Raw genomic sequence first — 15,781 nt, 5'->3', positions numbered from 1 at the left:
CTGAGCAATCAATAGGGTATCCAATCACTCGGCGGTTAATCACTCGCTACAAATGTTTGAACCATCAATAAAGGAGAGATATTTTCTTTATCAACGGAATCATTATGAAATAATTATGTTTCTACCAAAATGTGTCGATCTCACTAATATTTATCTGTCGTTTACTTAGTGATTTATACAATTATCCTACTAAATATTATGGTAGGACGCATAGTGAAAACACTTTTGTTAACCGGCGCCACAGGTTTTTTGGGCGGAGCGGTGCTTGAAAAATTATTGTTGGAAAATTCAGATTTTAATTATTTATTATTAGTTCGGGCCAATACACCTGAGCAGGGGCTAACCCGTATTCGCGAAAATTTGGCAAAGTTTTATTTGCCGGAAGGGCGGCTAAATAAAATAATGACGCGTCATATTTTATTAGGTGACTTGGCGGAGCCAGAAGGTTTTCTTGATGATCCGCGTCTTAATGATGTCACTCATGTTATTAATTGCGCCGCTGTCGCGTCATTCGGGAATAACCCTTTAATTTGGAAAGTGAATGTCGAAGGGACATTAGCCTTTGGGAAAAGAATGTCTGAGGTGGCGGGGTTACAGCGGTTTATCCACGTTGGGACGGCCATGTCTTGCACCCCTGATGCTGATACAGTCGTGAGCGAACAGACATTATTAGCCGAAGATGATGCGCACTTCGTAGAATACACTAAATCGAAATCGGCTATTGAGCGCCAATTAGCGGAACAATGCCCAAATATGCCGTTGGTATTTGCGCGACCCTCTATTGTGGTAGGACATACTCGTTTGGGATGCCAGCCATCCAGCAGTATTTTCTGGGTATTCCGTATGGCATTAATGCTGCGTAAATTTATGTGTTCGTTGGATGACTATATTGATGTTATTCCTGCTGATTACTGCGCCGATGCTTTATTGTGTATTTTACTGCATCCCGACTTGCCCGAAAATATTTATCATATTTCAGCGGGTGAAAAACAGAGCGTCAGTTTTGCCGAAATAGATCAGGCGATGTCATTAGCCACCAGTCAAAACCCTGTGGGCAAGGATTATCGGCAGGTAGAATATGGCGTATTGGTGCAGATGCGAAATCAACTAAAAGGAATCTTCGGCCCCTGCAATGAGCGGCTCATGCTAAAAGCCATGCGCTTATATGGTGCTTTTGCCATGCTCAATGTGCGTTTTAGCAATGAACGGTTATTAAGTTTGGGGATGCCTCAATCACCGCGTTTCACTGATTATATTGCCTGCTGTGTGGAGTCCAGTGTCGGCATGACCATTCAGCAGCAAATGGCTGTTGATTTTAAGTAAGCCAAATTCCCCACCTGATCGCCTAGGGTGGGGGGTATTCTTTACCCCGCAGGCTCATGATGGATGGTTCATTCGTCACTTCTGATAACGGTAAATCCAGTGCCAGCCAGTGATATCTCAGCTAGACTTAGCCTTTGGTATCTTACTGTATGTAGGTACATTGTGCGCCTGAATAAAAAGATCTCGCCACTGGATAACCTGATTTATACCCATTACCGCATTACTCACGCTCTGCGCATTACGCTGGCCGTGGTCTGTGGCTCTGCACCGGGGGATATGAACACGGCACTGTGGCGCAGCGGCGATGTGATTTTCGGCTCCTTACTGGCGCTGATTTTTACCAGCGTTTATCCGCAGCGTGCTTTTACCCACTGGCGAATGCAAATGAGCGATAACCTGCGCGCCATCAGCCAAATTTACGCCGCCTATCTGTCACCCAATGTTATTGAACGTCCACGCTTAGAGCCTAAATTAAAAACAGCGTTGAGCCATTCGGTGAAGATGCGCACCTTTATCGCGCCCGCCAGCAAAGAATCCCATATCAACAAAGACGTATTTGAGGCCATCCAGACATTAAGCCGCAATCTGATCTGCACGTTGGAATTGCTGGTGGATGCGTATTGGTCTTCACGTGAAAGCCATTTCATCATGCTCAATGCCAAAGGTCTGCGTAATACACAGCTAATGACCATCCGCACTCTCAATACGTTGAGTGACAGCCTGCGCGATGGGTCGCCTGCGCGTGAACGGGAAGTCACGCAAGAGTTGGGTGATATTGCCAGCGAATTAAAATCACTGATGTTCGCTGTCACACAGGAACAACAGGTCGAAACGCCGATTTACGGCTATGTTTGGTTAAGTCTGGAACTGACCAAACAGCTTGAGGAATTAGACGATCTGATTAATATGACCTTGCGCAGATGATCATTCGTGGCGAATCAGGCAGATGATATTTCTGTCTGGCGGGTAAAGCAGGTAAGATAAGCCAAGCCAATGAATCTTGTCATCAGGCATAGCAAAGCGGTATGGTTCAGATAGCCTGGTCACCAGCAATTGAATTTGTGTAAAACTTAAGTGAAGGTGTAAAAATGGATAATGCAATTAAGCCAACTTTCCAGGACGTTTTGGAGTTTGTGCGTATGTTTCGTCGCAAAAACAAGTTGCAGCGTGAAATCGTTGATAACGAAAAGAAAATCCGTGATAACCAAAAACGCGTGCTGCTGCTCGATAACCTGAGTGATTACATCAAACCGGGGATGAGCATCGAGGAAATTCAGGCCATCATCGCTGATATGCGTACTGCTTACGAAGATCGTGTTGATGAATACACCATCAAAAACGCAGATCTATCCAAAGAACGTCGCGAACTGTCGAAAAAACTGAAAGCGATGGGCGAAGTTAAGTAATTAGGGCCAGCTTCAGACCGCTAACAACTTTTTGACTCGATCTGAAGCGGTGAGGGTAGGTGGAAGAGTAAAGCGTCCGCGCCAAGGATGGCGCGGCTCGAGCCATCAGGGATGATTTTACGGCGTCTTTACGATCTGCCTGCTTTTTCCGTTGTAGGGATTTCGTCTATAAGAAAAGGCTGGCAATCACTGCCAGCCTTTTCTTTGGGCCGCAATACGCGTTTAGCGTAAGAACCGAAACGCGGGAAGATTGACTCCTTTAATAAAGATAAACGCCAGCAGCAACGAACCCCACAGTGCCATCGTGATGTAGCTACTCACACCCATAATGTTCAGCCCGCTTTCCAGCATTTGAAGCAAGAACAGCGCTAGCGCAATGCCGACAATCTTGCCGAAACCGCCATCGGGATTCACGCCACCCAGTACCGTCGCCAAAATGGTGATCAACAACAGCGATTCGCCGTAGGATGCTTTAGCTGAGTTCAGTTTTGACATCATCAACAACGCCGCCACTGCGCAGAGAAGTGATGAAATGATGTAGACCCAAATCAGCGTGCGGCGGGTATTAATGCCAGAGAAAAAGGTCGCTTTTTCATTGGAGCCAGACAGATAAATTTGGCGGCCCAGCGGCGTCTTAGCCAAAATCACCCAGATAACCAATGCCACCGCAATGAACAGATACAGCGGTAATGGCACACCGAGAAAATGGCTGCGATCCAATGCCAACACATAGTTCGGGAAGTTAGAGATAGCGGAACCTTTGGAAATCAGCACGTTCACGCCTTTTAGTAGCGTCATAATGCCCAAGGTCGCCAAAATCGGGGAGACGCGCACCACCGAGATAAGCACCCCATTAATCAGCCCGACCACTAACGCGACCGAGGCACCGGCTAACAGCATCAGCATCATCGAACTGAACGTCGGGTCCAGATGCGTACAAACCCACGCCATCACCAATGCACTGGCATTGGCGGTCGCAATAATCGATAAGTTAATCCCGCCGGTCAGCATCGTAATGGCCATCGCGAACGTGAGTACCCCCGCGACAGGGATTTGTGAAGCGATAGACTGGAAGTTGGCCGCAGACCAAAATACCTGTGGGATCAGCAAACTGAACACCACACTGACCAACACCAGCAGAGCAATTAACCAGCGTTCGGTATGATCACGTTGCGTTGTTTTCGACATGATTATATCCCTACCTTATGACGTTGGCCCCAAGCGGTCACACTGATACTGATGACAATCACCAGACCGATAACCACGGTATGCCAGTACGACGAAATACCGAGTAAATTCAAACCGTTTTGCAATATCGCCAGCAAAATCACCCCTAGCAATGTGCCGGTCAGCGTACCGCGACCACCGACAATACTGGTGCCACCGAGCACCACCGCGGCTAACACTGTCAGCTCGTAACCCAGTAAAGAGTCAGGTGCGACGGTTAACACGGTATAGGACTGCACGACGCCCGCAATGCCCGATAAAAAGCCCATGTATCCATAGACAAAAAGTTGCAGTTTCAGAATGCTAAACCCCATACGGGATGCCGCTTCCTGATTGCCTCCTAATGCATAGATTTGGCGGCCAATACTGGTACGCGTCATCAACAATGCCGTGACGATAATGGTGGCGAGCAGTGTCAGAATCGGCAACGAAAGGCCGTAGTCATAGCCGTCGGCGGCGGTAAAGGAGAACAGCATTGGCCCATGTTCGAACCATTCTGGGTAGGTATACAGCCAGACACCGCGGCTAAGATACAACAGTAAGCCGTAGAAAATATTCAACGTAGAAATGGTGATAATGATCGACGGGACGCGTAGGCGATTAACCAATAACGCGTTAATCAACCCCAACAACAAGCCTATTCCCCCTGCAAGCGCGAAAGCGACCGGGAAATTACCCCCAAATTTCACAATCAGCGTCACCATGACATACTGCGAAATAATGGTCATGGCAGGGAATGAAATATCAATACCGCCAGAAATCAGCACGATAAACAATCCACACGCCAATATTGTCAGCATGGCGTAGTTATTGATCAGATCGTAAATATTAGCGAGCGTCAGAAAATCGGGGCTGGTGAATGAAAGATACGTCGAAATAATCAAAATAGTGAAGGCCAGCATCACTTCATGGCGCTTCAGATTTTCTTTATTAAATAAGCCGGTGTGACCGTGATTGGATTTATTAGGCACCGATTTATTGACCGCATGGGGATTAGCCATTTACTACCTCCGCAATGGCGGCTTCGCTGCTGTTGCTTGGCAAGAATTCTTGCACCAGTGTCCCAGCCCGCATCACTAAAATACGGTGACTGTTAAAGTACGCTTCGTCTATCTCATCACAGACCATCAAGACGGCAATGCCTCGCGCGGCTAATGCATTGATGATGTTGTAGATGCCGGCTTTGTTAGCAATGTCGACCCCGACCGTTGGCGAATCGAGGATCAATATTTGCGGGTCCGTCGCTAACCATTTTGCAATGGCAATTCGCTGCGCATTACCGCCGGATAAGGTATTAACGGGCAAATCGCTGTTACCGATTTTAATCGACAGGTGTTTCACCATGTCTTCTACCAACGTATCCACCCGCTCTGTGCGCATCAGATGAAAGGCATTCTTAAGCCGATGCAATACGGTGGCGCTGATATTATCGCGAATCGATTGCGCCATAATCAGCCCCGTGCTCATCCTGTCTTCCGAAACATAACCAATACCGGCGGCAATCGCATCACGGTTACTGGCGAAGTACATCGGCTTATCATTGACACGAATGGTGCCCGACTCAGGCGTGGTTAAACCGAATAAGCTGAGGCACAGTTCGGTACGCCCTGCGCCGAGTAACCCCACAAGCGAAACAATTTCACCGGGATGTAAGGTCAGAGAGATATTGTGATATTCATTGCTGCGAGAAAGCTCTTCTACGGCGAGCACCGGTGGGCGAGTGGCGACAAACGGCGGCAGCACTTTGAAATCAAACTTCATGCCGGTCATCAGCCAAGCCAAACGCTGGTCATCCACTTCGGCGGCAGGATAAGTCCCGACCCAATCACCGTCCTTCAACACCGTGATCCGGTCTGATATTTCCAGTACTTCACTGAGTCGGTGGCTAACAAAAACGACGCAGATGTTGCGCGATTTCAGCTCATGTACCACGCGCAGTAAGCCATTCACTTCTTGGCGGGTCAGGGATGCCGTTGGCTCATCCATGACAATCAGGCGGGCATCTTGTGCCAATGCACGGCAAATGGCGACCAACTGTTTCTGAGCAATCGGCAAATCTTCGACTAAATCGTCCAGATCTAAGTGAGCGTTAATACTATTCATTACCCGTTCTGCGGTGGCACGCATTTGGCGTTTATCCACCCACAGATGATGGTGATAATGGTTCATGGCGATATTCTCAGCCACGGTTAAATTTGGGAACAGTGACAAATCTTGGTAGATAACCTGAATCCCCAACCGGACAGATTCAATAGGGGTCAGGGTAGAGTAGGTTTTGCCATCAATGGTCATGGCGGCATCAGCATCGGGTTGGTAGACGCCGGAGATAATCTTGATCAGCGTCGATTTGCCACAACCGTTCTGCCCCGCGAGACAATGAACCTCACCCGGTAGCAGGGTCATCGCCACCTTATTGAGCGCCTTGACGCCATAAAAGGTTTTACTGATATTTTCCAAGGTAATGAATGGCTGCATAAATCCTCTAACACCAAATGTCATGAGTAGCAGAGCCGAATAACCGCTCCGGCTCTGCGATTTTTCAGTGAATCAATACAGAGAATCCACGTTATCTTTGGTGACACGCAACACATTATGGAACTGGATCAAACGTTTATCTTGATCAACTTCCGCTTTACCTACCCCTGGGACATCCATACCGGTTTCGATTTTCTCGCCTTTCAGCACTTTATCGGCTACCGCAGTCAGCGCATAACCGGCAGAACCTGGGTCATAAGTCACGCCCATCGCGATATCACCACTTTTCACCAGCGAAGCGGCTTGAGAAGGGATCATCATACCAAAGACATGCACTTTATCTTTCGCGCGTTTTTCTTTCACCGCACGGCCAGCACCGATTGGGCCTTGTGAACCAAAAGCAACAATCCCTTTCAGGTCACTGTGGGCTTTCATCAAATCCAGTGTGGTACGGCGTGAATCGTCAATGCTCTCAGCAACAGGCATACGGCTAGTCACTTCGAACATATCCGGATAATGTTCTTTCTGGTATTTCACAAACAGATCGGCCCATAAGTTATGTTGTGGCACGGTCAGGCTGCCGACATAAATCACATAACCGCCTTTACCGCCCATGGCTTTCGCCATTTCTTCCACGTTATCGGCGGCGAATTTTGCGTTATCAATGATTTCGATATCCCAGTTAGCACTTGGCTGTCCTGGGGATTCATTGGTTAATACCACGATACCGGCGTCACGGGCTTTCTTAAAGACAGGCTCCAGTACATCGGCATCGTTAGGCACGATACTAATGGCACTCACTTTCTTGGCGATTAAATCTTCGATAATTTTAACTTGTTGCGGGGCATCGGTACTGGATGGGCCGACCTGATAGGCTTTGATACCCAGATCTTTACCGGCACGTTCTACACCTTCACCCATGCGGTTAAACCACGGCATACCAGCAATTTTCGAAATGTTAACCACTTCGATTTCTTGTGCCAGCGCGCTGCCCGAGCATACCATCATGCTAAACAGACTGGCTGCCAGTAGGGTTTTTACACTCAGTTTTTTCATCTAATAAGGCTCCCGGAGCTATGTAGGTTGCGGTTATCGTTGTTCGGTATTGGTGCAATATTATGATGCTGGATACATGTGTTTTATTTATGTTTTTAAAAAAATGAAGATTTAACAGGGCTCAGATTTTACATCTGCACTACATTTCCTGTTGCTTGACTCTAATCCTTCGGCAGCTATTTTCCCCATATCACTGAATGCTATTTATATGGATTAAATGGCTGCTTTCCCTGTTTGTGATTGAGGTCAACATTTTGAGGCGAAATTCAAAGTGCGTTGCATCAAAATGGTGGGTGGAAGGGGAATAACAATGCTAGAAACATGGACAATTTGGTTCGGATGTTTCTTAATTAGTCTGCTAACTTTTTGTGCTCACCAGCGATAACGGAGATTAACGTACTCCCCCTGGTACCATGGTTAACAGGTGTTGGTGCGGGTAGTTTTCGGTGATGTGGTGTCGCTGTAACTGCCAGTATAGCTTTTCGACGTCATGGCGTTGCCTGTCTAGCAATAAACCGACGACACTGCCGCTGTGAGCAACATTCAGCCCGTATAAATCCAATGCTTCGACTAACGCCATCAGCGCGGCAAAATCGGGTTTCACCAGTAAACGCTGGCTGGCTTGTGCACTTAGCGTGGTGGCTTGGCCCAGTAGTGAACAATCGCGCCGTTCGGCTGCTTGGGTAAAGAGTTGCCATGCCTGCGCCAATGACGCGGCGCTTGCCAGTAAAGCCGGTTGGCGATCTCGGCGGTGGTAATCTTCAGTATTCAGGATCTGCGGGCTTTCCAGCAGCAAGATATCCACAGCAGGCTGCCAATCATAGGATATTTGCGTCGCGGCAGTTTGGTGGTCAAACAGCGTTAATTGCTGAAATAGCGTGCTGTCGGTTGGCTCCAAGCTCACACACAGGGCCGCGAGGGCTGCCTCATCCAGCGTTTTCCCCAAATGACGGGCGGTGGCCATTGCGGTGGCGGCGATATCGGCGGTGCTACTGGCTAGCCCTTTTGCCACCGGAATGGTGGAATCAAAACAGATATTCAAGCCGCGCGCCATCTCAGCAGGGTGATCGAAGTAAGCCAAGACTGCCGCCAGCATTTGTCGCATCCGTGGCCGCTCATGCCCGCTAGGCACACCCTCGCTCACCGACACGGTACTAAACCAATTGACGGGGCAGGAAATTAGCTTCTCGCCACCCAGAATCCAGCCTTGGATTAACTCGCCACAGGACGCGGGGCAACGGGCTTCAGCCATGGCCGAGAACCTGCTGTAACGCGGTGATCAGCCGCTGATTATCGGCAGCACTCTTAACCGCCACACGATAATGGTCACGGGTTAATGCGGGGTAGTTGGCACAATGGCGAATCAAAATATGATGCTGTAATAACGCCTGTTGCAGATCGATTTCTGGTTTCAGGCAGCGCAAGAAAATATAGTTGGCCGCCCCTTGCCAGACCCGCAAAGCAGGCAGAGAGCACAGTTGTTGGTATAACCAGCGCTGTTGCTGCGCTAACCACTGATGTGTGGCTTGAATATACGCATGATCATCGAGAATGATTTCACCGGCCAGCGCTGCAAAGGCATTGATGGTCCAAGGTTCGCGAAGCTGTTTCATCTGCGCGATAGCGGCACGGTCACCGCTGAGCAGATAACCGAGGCGCAACCCAGGGATGGCGAAAAATTTGGTCAGTGAGCGCAGCACGTATAAACGCGGGAACGCCGCTAATTGCGGGGTTAGCCCTGTTGCCTCAGGCAGAAAATCGATAAAAGCTTCATCGACAATCAACGCAATTTGGTATTGATGGCAGCACTGCACAATAGCTTGCAGCAGCGTGGTATCCGGCATCAGCCCTGTGGGGTTATTCGGTGTTGCCAAGAACAAGCAATCAGGGCGCGATTGAGCCAGAACATCCAGCAAGCACTCATCAGGCTGGAAGCCATCGGCTTCACTCATCGCATAATCACTGATCTGGCAGCCGACCCGTTGCAGGGCGCGGCGATATTCAGCAAAACCCGGCGTGAGCAACAGTGCGGTGCGCGGTTGCAAGTGGTGAACTATCGCGTAAATCAGTTCGGTGGCACCATTGCCCGCCATGATGTTTTCTGGCTGGCAATGATGGACACGGGCTAACGCGCTATGGAGTTGGCGATATTCAACATCGGGGTAGCGTTCCGCGCGGTTAAGCTGCGCCACAATGGCTGTTTTCAGGGATTCAGGCATCCCCAAAGGATTAATGTTGGCACTGAAATCAATGATATTCTCTGCATCTGTCCCGATTTTCAATGCCATTTCCAGCACATTACCGCCATGCTCACTCATTGCTGCGTTATCCCCTCGTTAACTCATGTGCGCAGAATATCATACCCATCGCTGCGAACTACAACGCCAACGACAGAGGGTAGATCAACGAGGGAATTGAGCTGAGTGATAACGCTTCTGGTGTGAATGCTAAGATTTCACGCAATCGGACCACATCACCAATCACAATCAGTGCGGGAGCCGACAAGCCCTGCGCTGTGGCTTGATCGGCTAAAGTGGTCAGTGTGCCACTGGCGACTTGTTGCTGTTGGTGGCTGGCGTACATCACCACGGCAGCCGGTGTGGTTGGCGCTTTACCGGCGGCAATCAACTGCTGGCAAATCGTCGCCAATTGCGTCATTCCCATCAGGATAACCAGCGTGCCTTCCAGCTTCGCTAACGTGGCCCAGTCTTGCGGTTCGTTACCTTGGCGTAGATGGCCGGTGATGACATGGAAACCGGAGGCATAATCACGGTGCGTCACCGGTATCCCTGCATAGGCTAATCCACCAATGGCGGAGCTGATCCCCGGCACCACTTCGAACGGGATTTCTGCCAACGCCAGTGCTTCAGCTTCTTCTCCGCCGCGCCCGAACACGTAAGGATCGCCGCCTTTGAGCCGCACCACATTCAGGCCACGCAGGGCGCAATCTACCAAGATCTGATTGATTTCAGGTTGCGGCACCAAATGGTGATTGGGGTTCTTGCCCACATTGATCATTTCGCAGCCGTCAGGGGCTTCAGCCAGCAGTTCAGCGCAGACTAACCGGTCATAGACCAGTGCTTCTGCCTGACGAATGGCATGCAATCCTTTTACCGTAATCAGCGCCGCATCCCCCGGCCCCGCGCCCACCAGCCAAACTTTTCCACTTTTCATCTTGCTTCTCACTGTATGGCGAGGGCCGGTTGTACCGGCAGGGTTTGTGCCACGCGCATGACATCACGGGCAATCATCAATTCTTCATTGGTGTTAACGATGGCAATTTGTACCGGCCCCGTTTCTTTTTGGATAAAGAATTGGTTCTTCTGATTTTTCTCTTCGTCCAACTCGATACCGAGAAACGCCAGATCGCGGCAAATCTGTTGGCGCGCATGGCGGGCATTTTCGCCAATACCGCCGGTGAAAATCAGTGCATCAATGCCACCCAGTTGCACGATATAGCTGCCAATGACGGCGCGAATACGTTCAGCAAACAGTTCAAGCGCCACTTGCGCGCGAGTGTCGCCGTTGTTGGCCGCCTGTTCCACATCACGGTAATCATGCGAAATGCCGGAAACCCCCAGCAAGCCTGACTGGTTATTGATCAGTTGATTGATTTCGGTGGCACTCTTGCCTTCCGTTTGCTGAATAAACGGCAAGATGGACGGATCGATATCGCCGCTGCGGGTGCCCATCATGATCCCAGCCTGTGGGGTAAAGCCCATGGAGGTATTGACGGAGCGCCCGTTGCCGATCGCGCACAGGCTGGAGCCATTGCCCAAGTGACAAGAAACAATGCGTAGCGATTCGAGTGGTCGCCCCATGCGCTCGGCGCAGACGCCACTGACATATTTATGGCTGGTGCCGTGGAAACCGTAACGGCGAATGCCCAGCTCTTCATAGTAACGCCACGGCAAAGCATACAGATACGAGGTCTGGCTCAGGGTTTGGTGAAATGCGGTATCAAACACCGCCACAGCGCTGGCATGGGGCAAGGCCTGTTGGAACACGCGGATCCCCAAGGCGTTAACCGGATTGTGTAACGGAGCCAGCACCCCCAACTGTTCAATTTGAGCTAGCACATCAGGGGTGATGAGCTCAGAATCGGCAAAGGCTTCGCCGCCATGGGCCACGCGGTGACCGACACCGGTGATTTCCGCTAGCGAATCGATAATATTGTGCTCGATAAGTGCGTGCAGCAAATGTTCTGCGCCTTGGCGGCAATCGGCAATGGGTAGCGTTTCCCGCCATTTCACATCACCGGCACGCAGGTTAAACACCGCATCATCCATCCCGATACGCTCAATTAATCCTTGGCATAACACCTGCTCATCCGCTTGACCGGTTTGCGCATTGAACATGGAAAACAACTGAAACTTCAACGAAGAACTGCCGGCGTTTATCGCCATAATCTTACCGGACATGCGACTCTCCAGAATGATTCAAATAAGTCATAAGGTCAGTTAACCCCTCGCCGGTTTGCGCCGAGGTGATAAAGATATTTTGTGCGCCTGCTTGCTGTAGCCCCTCTGCCGCCCAATTCAGTTGGTCGGGGTGGCTCACGGTGTCCGCCTTGCTGATGATGCCAATCACCGGTTTGTTGAAAACTTGTGCCAACATCGGGGCAAACCAGCTCTGCGTGGCATCGGCGTTTTGCACCAAACCCACCACATCGGCTTCACAAGCGCTCGCCAGTAACGCACTGTACAAACAGCGGTTTTCCAGATATTCGCCCGGCGTATCAATGGCATTGTCTTGCCAGATAATGGACTGAGTTTTCTGGTAATTGAGCGTCTCGCCGCGTAAACGCTGGATCAGCGACGTTTTACCGCACTGGCTAGGGCCAATTAACATGATGCGTTGCATGGCATCAGGTCCGCGTCATCGGGCAAGCGGTAAATTTCATCATGTCGCCTAAGGTATGAATCACCTGTTTCAGCGCAGACTCCACCGCAGAAACATCGCCGGTAAACACCACGGCACCGGTAAATCGGTCGATAAAACCAATCTCTACGGCACCTGATTTGGTGGCGATATCACTGGCAATAATCGAGGCTTCACTGGGGGTGATGGTCAGAATGCCAATGGCGCTGCTGACATCGTTTAGCCCCAGCTTTTTATAAAGCGCCTTATTGGGGTTGGCGATAAGGTGCGCGAGGGTGATCTGTTTACCAGGAACATATTCCTGAATGACGCGCTCGGGTGTGCTGCTGTTTTCCATCATGCCTCCTGAACTAACTGACGCCACAGCGCCTCATGGGGACGGGAGATCACGGTGCTGTAAACCAGTAATCCCTTCTCACCGGCACACTGGCTGGCAACGTCAACGGCGGTTTGCACATCGGCAATATCGCCACTGAGGACCTGATAGCACTTGCCGCCGATACCGAACGCCATATGGATGCGCACCAGCGTGACATTGGCGGCTTTCACCGCGCGGTCTGCCGCGGTAATACAGGCTGCGACACTCCATGTTTCCACCACGCCTGCCGCCTGACGGTTTTGAACCGTATTGAGGCCGCTGATTGCCGGTAACACTGAGGGGTGAAGATTCGGTAAGACGATGCTATCGACCAATAAATGGCCGCTGTGTTTTTCACCATTTTGCACGGACTGGCTAACGGCCCCGATATCGCCGCCGACCATCAACAAATACTTGCCGGGGCAGAGGGTTTTACTGACCAACAGGCTGACGTTGGCGCTTTTCAGCATCAGGTCGCAAACCTCCATCCCTTTGGCGATACTGCTTAATTCAACAATTCCAATGGCTTGAGACATGCTCATTCCTCTTCATGGTCGCAACGCAGGGTAATAGCGTGGGCGCTGATATCCGTGACGACGCCGCGAATACTGGCATGCACTGGCGCACCCAACGCGTTAGGGGGGATCTGCCCAATCAGTTGGCCGCGTTGGACCTGTTCGCCGACCGCTACGACAGGCTCGGCGGCGGCACCAATGTGCTGGCGCAGCGGGATAACCACGTGTTGCGGCGCAACGTCTAAATCGATAAAGGGAGCGGGTTGATACCAGTCGGTCAAATCCAGCCGCGCAATCAGCCGTGATATCGGCACCATGCGGTAATTGGCCATCGGATCGGCCTCACGCAATTCCCCTTGATAACGTGCTCCCTGTGCGCGCAACTGTGTTTTAAGCAGCCGATTAATGCGCATTGGCGAGATATCCACCGGACAGGCATAGCTTTCGCATAAGCCGCATTCCGAGCAGGTGAGGGCGCTCAGCAAGATATCGGGCGTCGCCACCTGTTGATAAATAATCGCCCGCACCAGTAAATGCGGCGGCAATTCATGACCAATAAGGTGACGGGGGCAAAGTTCGGTACACATCCGGCACTGCTCGCACACCGCGCGGGCAATGGCGAGTACATCCTGATCACTGCGTGCGCGGCGGGTGATCAACAAGTGATCCGCGGGCAGCACCAATAAGCCACCGGTGGTTTTTGTCACCGGTTGATCGAGATCATGCAGGGCATGGCCCATCATCGGCCCGCCATTGATATAGGCCGGATTGTCGACAGTCGCGCCGCCCGCTAACGCCAGTACTTCACGTAACGAAGTCCCTAGCGGCACGGTCAACGTTAAAGGCCGTGCCACCGCACCGTTGACGGTCAGTGTGCGGCGGGTAACAGGCCATTGCTGTTCCACGGCACGCGCCACATTGAGCAAGGTTTGGACGTTATTGACCACCACGCCGATGCTCACTGGCAGCGCCGCAGGCGGCACACGGCGACCCGTTGCCAGCCAAATGGTGATCACTTCATCACCGGCGGGGTACACATCAGGCAAAATATGCAGCCGAATTTGCGGCGGCAGCAACGGCGTGAGCGCTGCAATGGCTGCGTCATATTTGGCTTTGAGCGCAATAATGCCTTCGCGTGCGCCGGTGGCGACCATGCCATAAATCACGCCCCGCACCAGCCGCGCGGCTTCCCGCGGTATCAATTGCTGATCCACTTTCAGCATCGGTTCACATTCGGCGGCATTAACCAGAAAGATTTCAGCTTGCGCTTGCAATTTTACCGCGGTGGGGAATCCCGCGCCGCCGGCACCCACCACCCCAGCATCGCGTACCCGCTGCTGAATAGTTGCGGCATCGCACTGCGCTAATTCACCGCAGGCGAGGGGGGCGCTCAGTAACGGGGCCAGTGGCATTTGCAGATCATTCATAAAGCGCCTCGACGATGCCACGAATCGCTTTGTCATCTGCCGCACGCGGATTGGTGCGCAGAGTGACATCCGCCAGCGCGGCGGTGATGATGTCAGGGATCCGCTGCGTTAACTCGCGTTCGGTGACTTTCATCGCCGCCAACGGCTGAGGTAGACTGCATTGGCGTTTGAGCTGCTCAATCTGATGAATCAATTGATTCACCGCGCTGCGATCATCCGCATTTGCCGGGCTGAAATGGCACAATTTCGCCAATCGTGCATAACGTTTCTGCGCCCGTGTATCGATGGCGTTAAAGCGAATCACCGGCACCAGCAGCAAGGCATTGGCTAACCCGTGGGCGATATGGAACTGACCGCCCAATTGGTGTGCAATGGCGTGATTGATGCCGAGCCCTGCCTGACTAAATGCCATGCCCGCCAGTGTTGAGGCGTTATGCATCTTGCCGCGAGTGATCAGGCAATCACCTTTTTTGCAGGCCGTCGCCAAATGGCGAAACACCAGTTGCACCGCTTTTTCGGCCAGTGCATCGGTGAAATCACTCGCACGCGGTGAAACATAGGCCTCCAGCGCATGCGTCAGCACATCTAATCCGGTATTGGCGGTGATAACCGGTGGCACAGTGACCACCAGTGCCGGATCTAAAATGGCGATATCGGGATATATTTCATCGTCAAACAGCGGATATTTAATGCTTTTCTCTGGATCGCTGATCACGCAAGCGCTAGTGACTTCGGAACCGGTGCCGCTGGTGGTCGGGATCGCGATACAGGTTTCAATCTCCAGCCCTTGCTGACGGCTAAACCAGACAATGGCTTTCGCCGCGTCCAATGCCGAACCGCCACCAAACCCGATCACTACATCGGGGTGCAGGGCTTGCATCTGCTCAATCCCTTTCACCACGGTGCTGATATTCGGGTCCGGCGTAATGTCGCTGAACAGGCTGATCTGGTTATCCGCAGGCAGCGCTTGTTTTAAGCGATCTAACAGCGGCGAGGTGGCCAGAAAGCCATCGCAAATGATCCAGATTTTGCGCTGATGGAAGCGTTGCAGCACCTTGAGGCTGCCTTCCCCGCTATAAATGCGTGTTTGCAGGAAAAAAGTCTTCATACGTC

Annotated in this window: 16 protein-coding genes; 3 read left to right on the top strand and 13 right to left on the bottom strand. The window is 51.4% G+C overall.

Going from position 1 to position 15,781, the window contains the following annotated elements:
• Window positions 1–213 precede the first annotated feature (213 nt).
• From BN68_RS07285 to tmaR, 3 genes are all read left to right on the top strand, one after another.
• On the top strand, window positions 214–1,323 hold the full coding sequence (locus BN68_RS07285; RefSeq protein WP_019210505.1) for an SDR family oxidoreductase: 1,110 nt from the start codon (window positions 214–216) through the stop codon (window positions 1,321–1,323).
• A 162-nt stretch (window positions 1,324–1,485) separates the two neighbouring features.
• Window positions 1,486–2,247 (top strand): FUSC family protein, encoded by a 762-nt coding sequence (locus BN68_RS07280; RefSeq protein WP_019210504.1) that lies wholly within the window; start codon window positions 1,486–1,488, stop codon window positions 2,245–2,247.
• Between the two features lie 164 nt (window positions 2,248–2,411).
• Complete coding sequence (gene tmaR / locus BN68_RS07275; RefSeq protein WP_004711143.1) at window positions 2,412–2,729, top strand: PTS system regulator TmaR; 318 nt, start codon at window positions 2,412–2,414, stop codon at window positions 2,727–2,729.
• A 222-nt stretch (window positions 2,730–2,951) separates the two neighbouring features.
• Here tmaR and BN68_RS07270 read toward each other — a convergent pair whose 3' ends face one another.
• From BN68_RS07270 to BN68_RS07210, 13 genes are all read right to left on the bottom strand, one after another.
• Window positions 2,952–3,917 carry an ABC transporter permease gene (locus BN68_RS07270; RefSeq protein ID WP_019210503.1) on the bottom strand — a complete coding sequence of 322 codons (966 nt, stop codon included), beginning with the start codon at window positions 3,915–3,917 and terminating at the stop codon, window positions 2,952–2,954.
• 2 nt (window positions 3,918–3,919) lie between these two features.
• Entirely contained in the window at window positions 3,920–4,858 is a 939-nt protein-coding gene (locus BN68_RS07265) for an ABC transporter permease (protein WP_042806553.1), read from the bottom strand.
• 91 nt (window positions 4,859–4,949) lie between these two features.
• Window positions 4,950–6,431 carry a sugar ABC transporter ATP-binding protein gene (locus BN68_RS07260; RefSeq protein WP_019210501.1) on the bottom strand — a complete coding sequence of 494 codons (1,482 nt, stop codon included), beginning with the start codon at window positions 6,429–6,431 and terminating at the stop codon, window positions 4,950–4,952.
• Between the two features lie 72 nt (window positions 6,432–6,503).
• Complete coding sequence (locus tag BN68_RS07255; protein WP_226720212.1) at window positions 6,504–7,439, bottom strand: autoinducer 2 ABC transporter substrate-binding protein; 936 nt, start codon at window positions 7,437–7,439, stop codon at window positions 6,504–6,506.
• Between the two features lie 439 nt (window positions 7,440–7,878).
• On the bottom strand, window positions 7,879–8,739 hold the full coding sequence (locus BN68_RS07250; RefSeq protein ID WP_019210499.1) for a GHMP family kinase ATP-binding protein: 861 nt from the start codon (window positions 8,737–8,739) through the stop codon (window positions 7,879–7,881).
• Window positions 8,732–9,805 (bottom strand): threonine-phosphate decarboxylase CobD, encoded by a 1,074-nt coding sequence (gene cobD, locus BN68_RS07245; RefSeq protein ID WP_019210498.1) that lies wholly within the window; start codon window positions 9,803–9,805, stop codon window positions 8,732–8,734. Before cobD ends, BN68_RS07250 begins: the two co-directional genes overlap by 8 nt.
• Window positions 9,806–9,863: 58 nt before the next feature.
• Window positions 9,864–10,661, bottom strand: coding sequence for a uroporphyrinogen-III C-methyltransferase (gene cobA / locus BN68_RS07240; protein ID WP_019210497.1), 798 nt, complete (start codon window positions 10,659–10,661; stop codon window positions 9,864–9,866).
• 8 nt (window positions 10,662–10,669) lie between these two features.
• Window positions 10,670–11,908, bottom strand: a complete 1,239-nt coding sequence (locus BN68_RS07235) for an acetate/propionate family kinase (protein WP_019210496.1) — start codon at window positions 11,906–11,908, stop codon at window positions 10,670–10,672.
• Window positions 11,898–12,350: a EutP/PduV family microcompartment system protein gene (locus tag BN68_RS07230; RefSeq protein WP_019210495.1), complete on the bottom strand. Its 453-nt coding sequence runs from the start codon at window positions 12,348–12,350 to the stop codon at window positions 11,898–11,900. The genes BN68_RS07235 and BN68_RS07230 overlap by 11 nt, the downstream gene beginning before the upstream one ends.
• A 4-nt stretch (window positions 12,351–12,354) precedes the next feature.
• Window positions 12,355–12,705 (bottom strand): ethanolamine utilization microcompartment protein EutS, encoded by a 351-nt coding sequence (gene eutS / locus BN68_RS07225; RefSeq protein ID WP_019210494.1) that lies wholly within the window; start codon window positions 12,703–12,705, stop codon window positions 12,355–12,357.
• Window positions 12,705–13,262 carry a BMC domain-containing protein gene (locus BN68_RS07220; RefSeq protein WP_019210493.1) on the bottom strand — a complete coding sequence of 186 codons (558 nt, stop codon included), beginning with the start codon at window positions 13,260–13,262 and terminating at the stop codon, window positions 12,705–12,707. The genes eutS and BN68_RS07220 overlap by 1 nt, the downstream gene beginning before the upstream one ends.
• 2 nt (window positions 13,263–13,264) lie before the next feature.
• Window positions 13,265–14,668, bottom strand: a complete 1,404-nt coding sequence (locus tag BN68_RS07215; protein ID WP_019210492.1) for a 4Fe-4S dicluster domain-containing protein — start codon at window positions 14,666–14,668, stop codon at window positions 13,265–13,267.
• Entirely contained in the window at window positions 14,661–15,776 is a 1,116-nt protein-coding gene (locus tag BN68_RS07210) for a 1-propanol dehydrogenase PduQ (protein WP_019210491.1), read from the bottom strand. Before BN68_RS07210 ends, BN68_RS07215 begins: the two co-directional genes overlap by 8 nt.
• Window positions 15,777–15,781: the final 5 nt, after the last annotated feature.

The organism is Yersinia massiliensis CCUG 53443 (genome assembly GCF_000312485.1).
GTDB lineage: Bacteria > Pseudomonadota > Gammaproteobacteria > Enterobacterales > Enterobacteriaceae > Yersinia > Yersinia massiliensis.
This window is presented reverse-complemented; position numbering and strand designations above follow the sequence as displayed.

What these genes read in the sequence shown, in the direction of transcription:
- BN68_RS07215 (WP_019210492.1), bottom strand. Translation starts at nt 14,668, where the DNA reads ATGAATGATCTGCAAATGCCACTGGCCCCGTTACTGAGCGCCCCCCTC.
- BN68_RS07230 (WP_019210495.1), bottom strand. Translation starts at nt 12,350, where the DNA reads ATGCAACGCATCATGTTAATTGGCCCTAGCCAGTGCGGTAAAACGTCG.
- BN68_RS07255 (WP_226720212.1), bottom strand. Translation starts at nt 7,439, where the DNA reads ATGATGGTATGCTCGGGCAGCGCGCTGGCACAAGAAATCGAAGTGGTT.
- BN68_RS07220 (WP_019210493.1), bottom strand. Translation starts at nt 13,262, where the DNA reads ATGTCTCAAGCCATTGGAATTGTTGAATTAAGCAGTATCGCCAAAGGG.
- eutS (WP_019210494.1), bottom strand. Translation starts at nt 12,705, where the DNA reads ATGGAAAACAGCAGCACACCCGAGCGCGTCATTCAGGAATATGTTCCT.
- cobD (WP_019210498.1), bottom strand. Translation starts at nt 9,805, where the DNA reads ATGAGTGAGCATGGCGGTAATGTGCTGGAAATGGCATTGAAAATCGGG.
- BN68_RS07265 (WP_042806553.1), bottom strand. Translation starts at nt 4,858, where the DNA reads ATGCTGGCCTTCACTATTTTGATTATTTCGACGTATCTTTCATTCACC.
- BN68_RS07270 (WP_019210503.1), bottom strand. Translation starts at nt 3,917, where the DNA reads ATGTCGAAAACAACGCAACGTGATCATACCGAACGCTGGTTAATTGCT.
- BN68_RS07260 (WP_019210501.1), bottom strand. Translation starts at nt 6,431, where the DNA reads ATGCAGCCATTCATTACCTTGGAAAATATCAGTAAAACCTTTTATGGC.
- tmaR (WP_004711143.1), top strand. Translation starts at nt 2,412, where the DNA reads ATGGATAATGCAATTAAGCCAACTTTCCAGGACGTTTTGGAGTTTGTG.
- cobA (WP_019210497.1), bottom strand. Translation starts at nt 10,661, where the DNA reads ATGAAAAGTGGAAAAGTTTGGCTGGTGGGCGCGGGGCCGGGGGATGCG.
- BN68_RS07235 (WP_019210496.1), bottom strand. Translation starts at nt 11,908, where the DNA reads ATGTCCGGTAAGATTATGGCGATAAACGCCGGCAGTTCTTCGTTGAAG.
- BN68_RS07210 (WP_019210491.1), bottom strand. Translation starts at nt 15,776, where the DNA reads ATGAAGACTTTTTTCCTGCAAACACGCATTTATAGCGGGGAAGGCAGC.
- BN68_RS07250 (WP_019210499.1), bottom strand. Translation starts at nt 8,739, where the DNA reads ATGGCTGAAGCCCGTTGCCCCGCGTCCTGTGGCGAGTTAATCCAAGGC.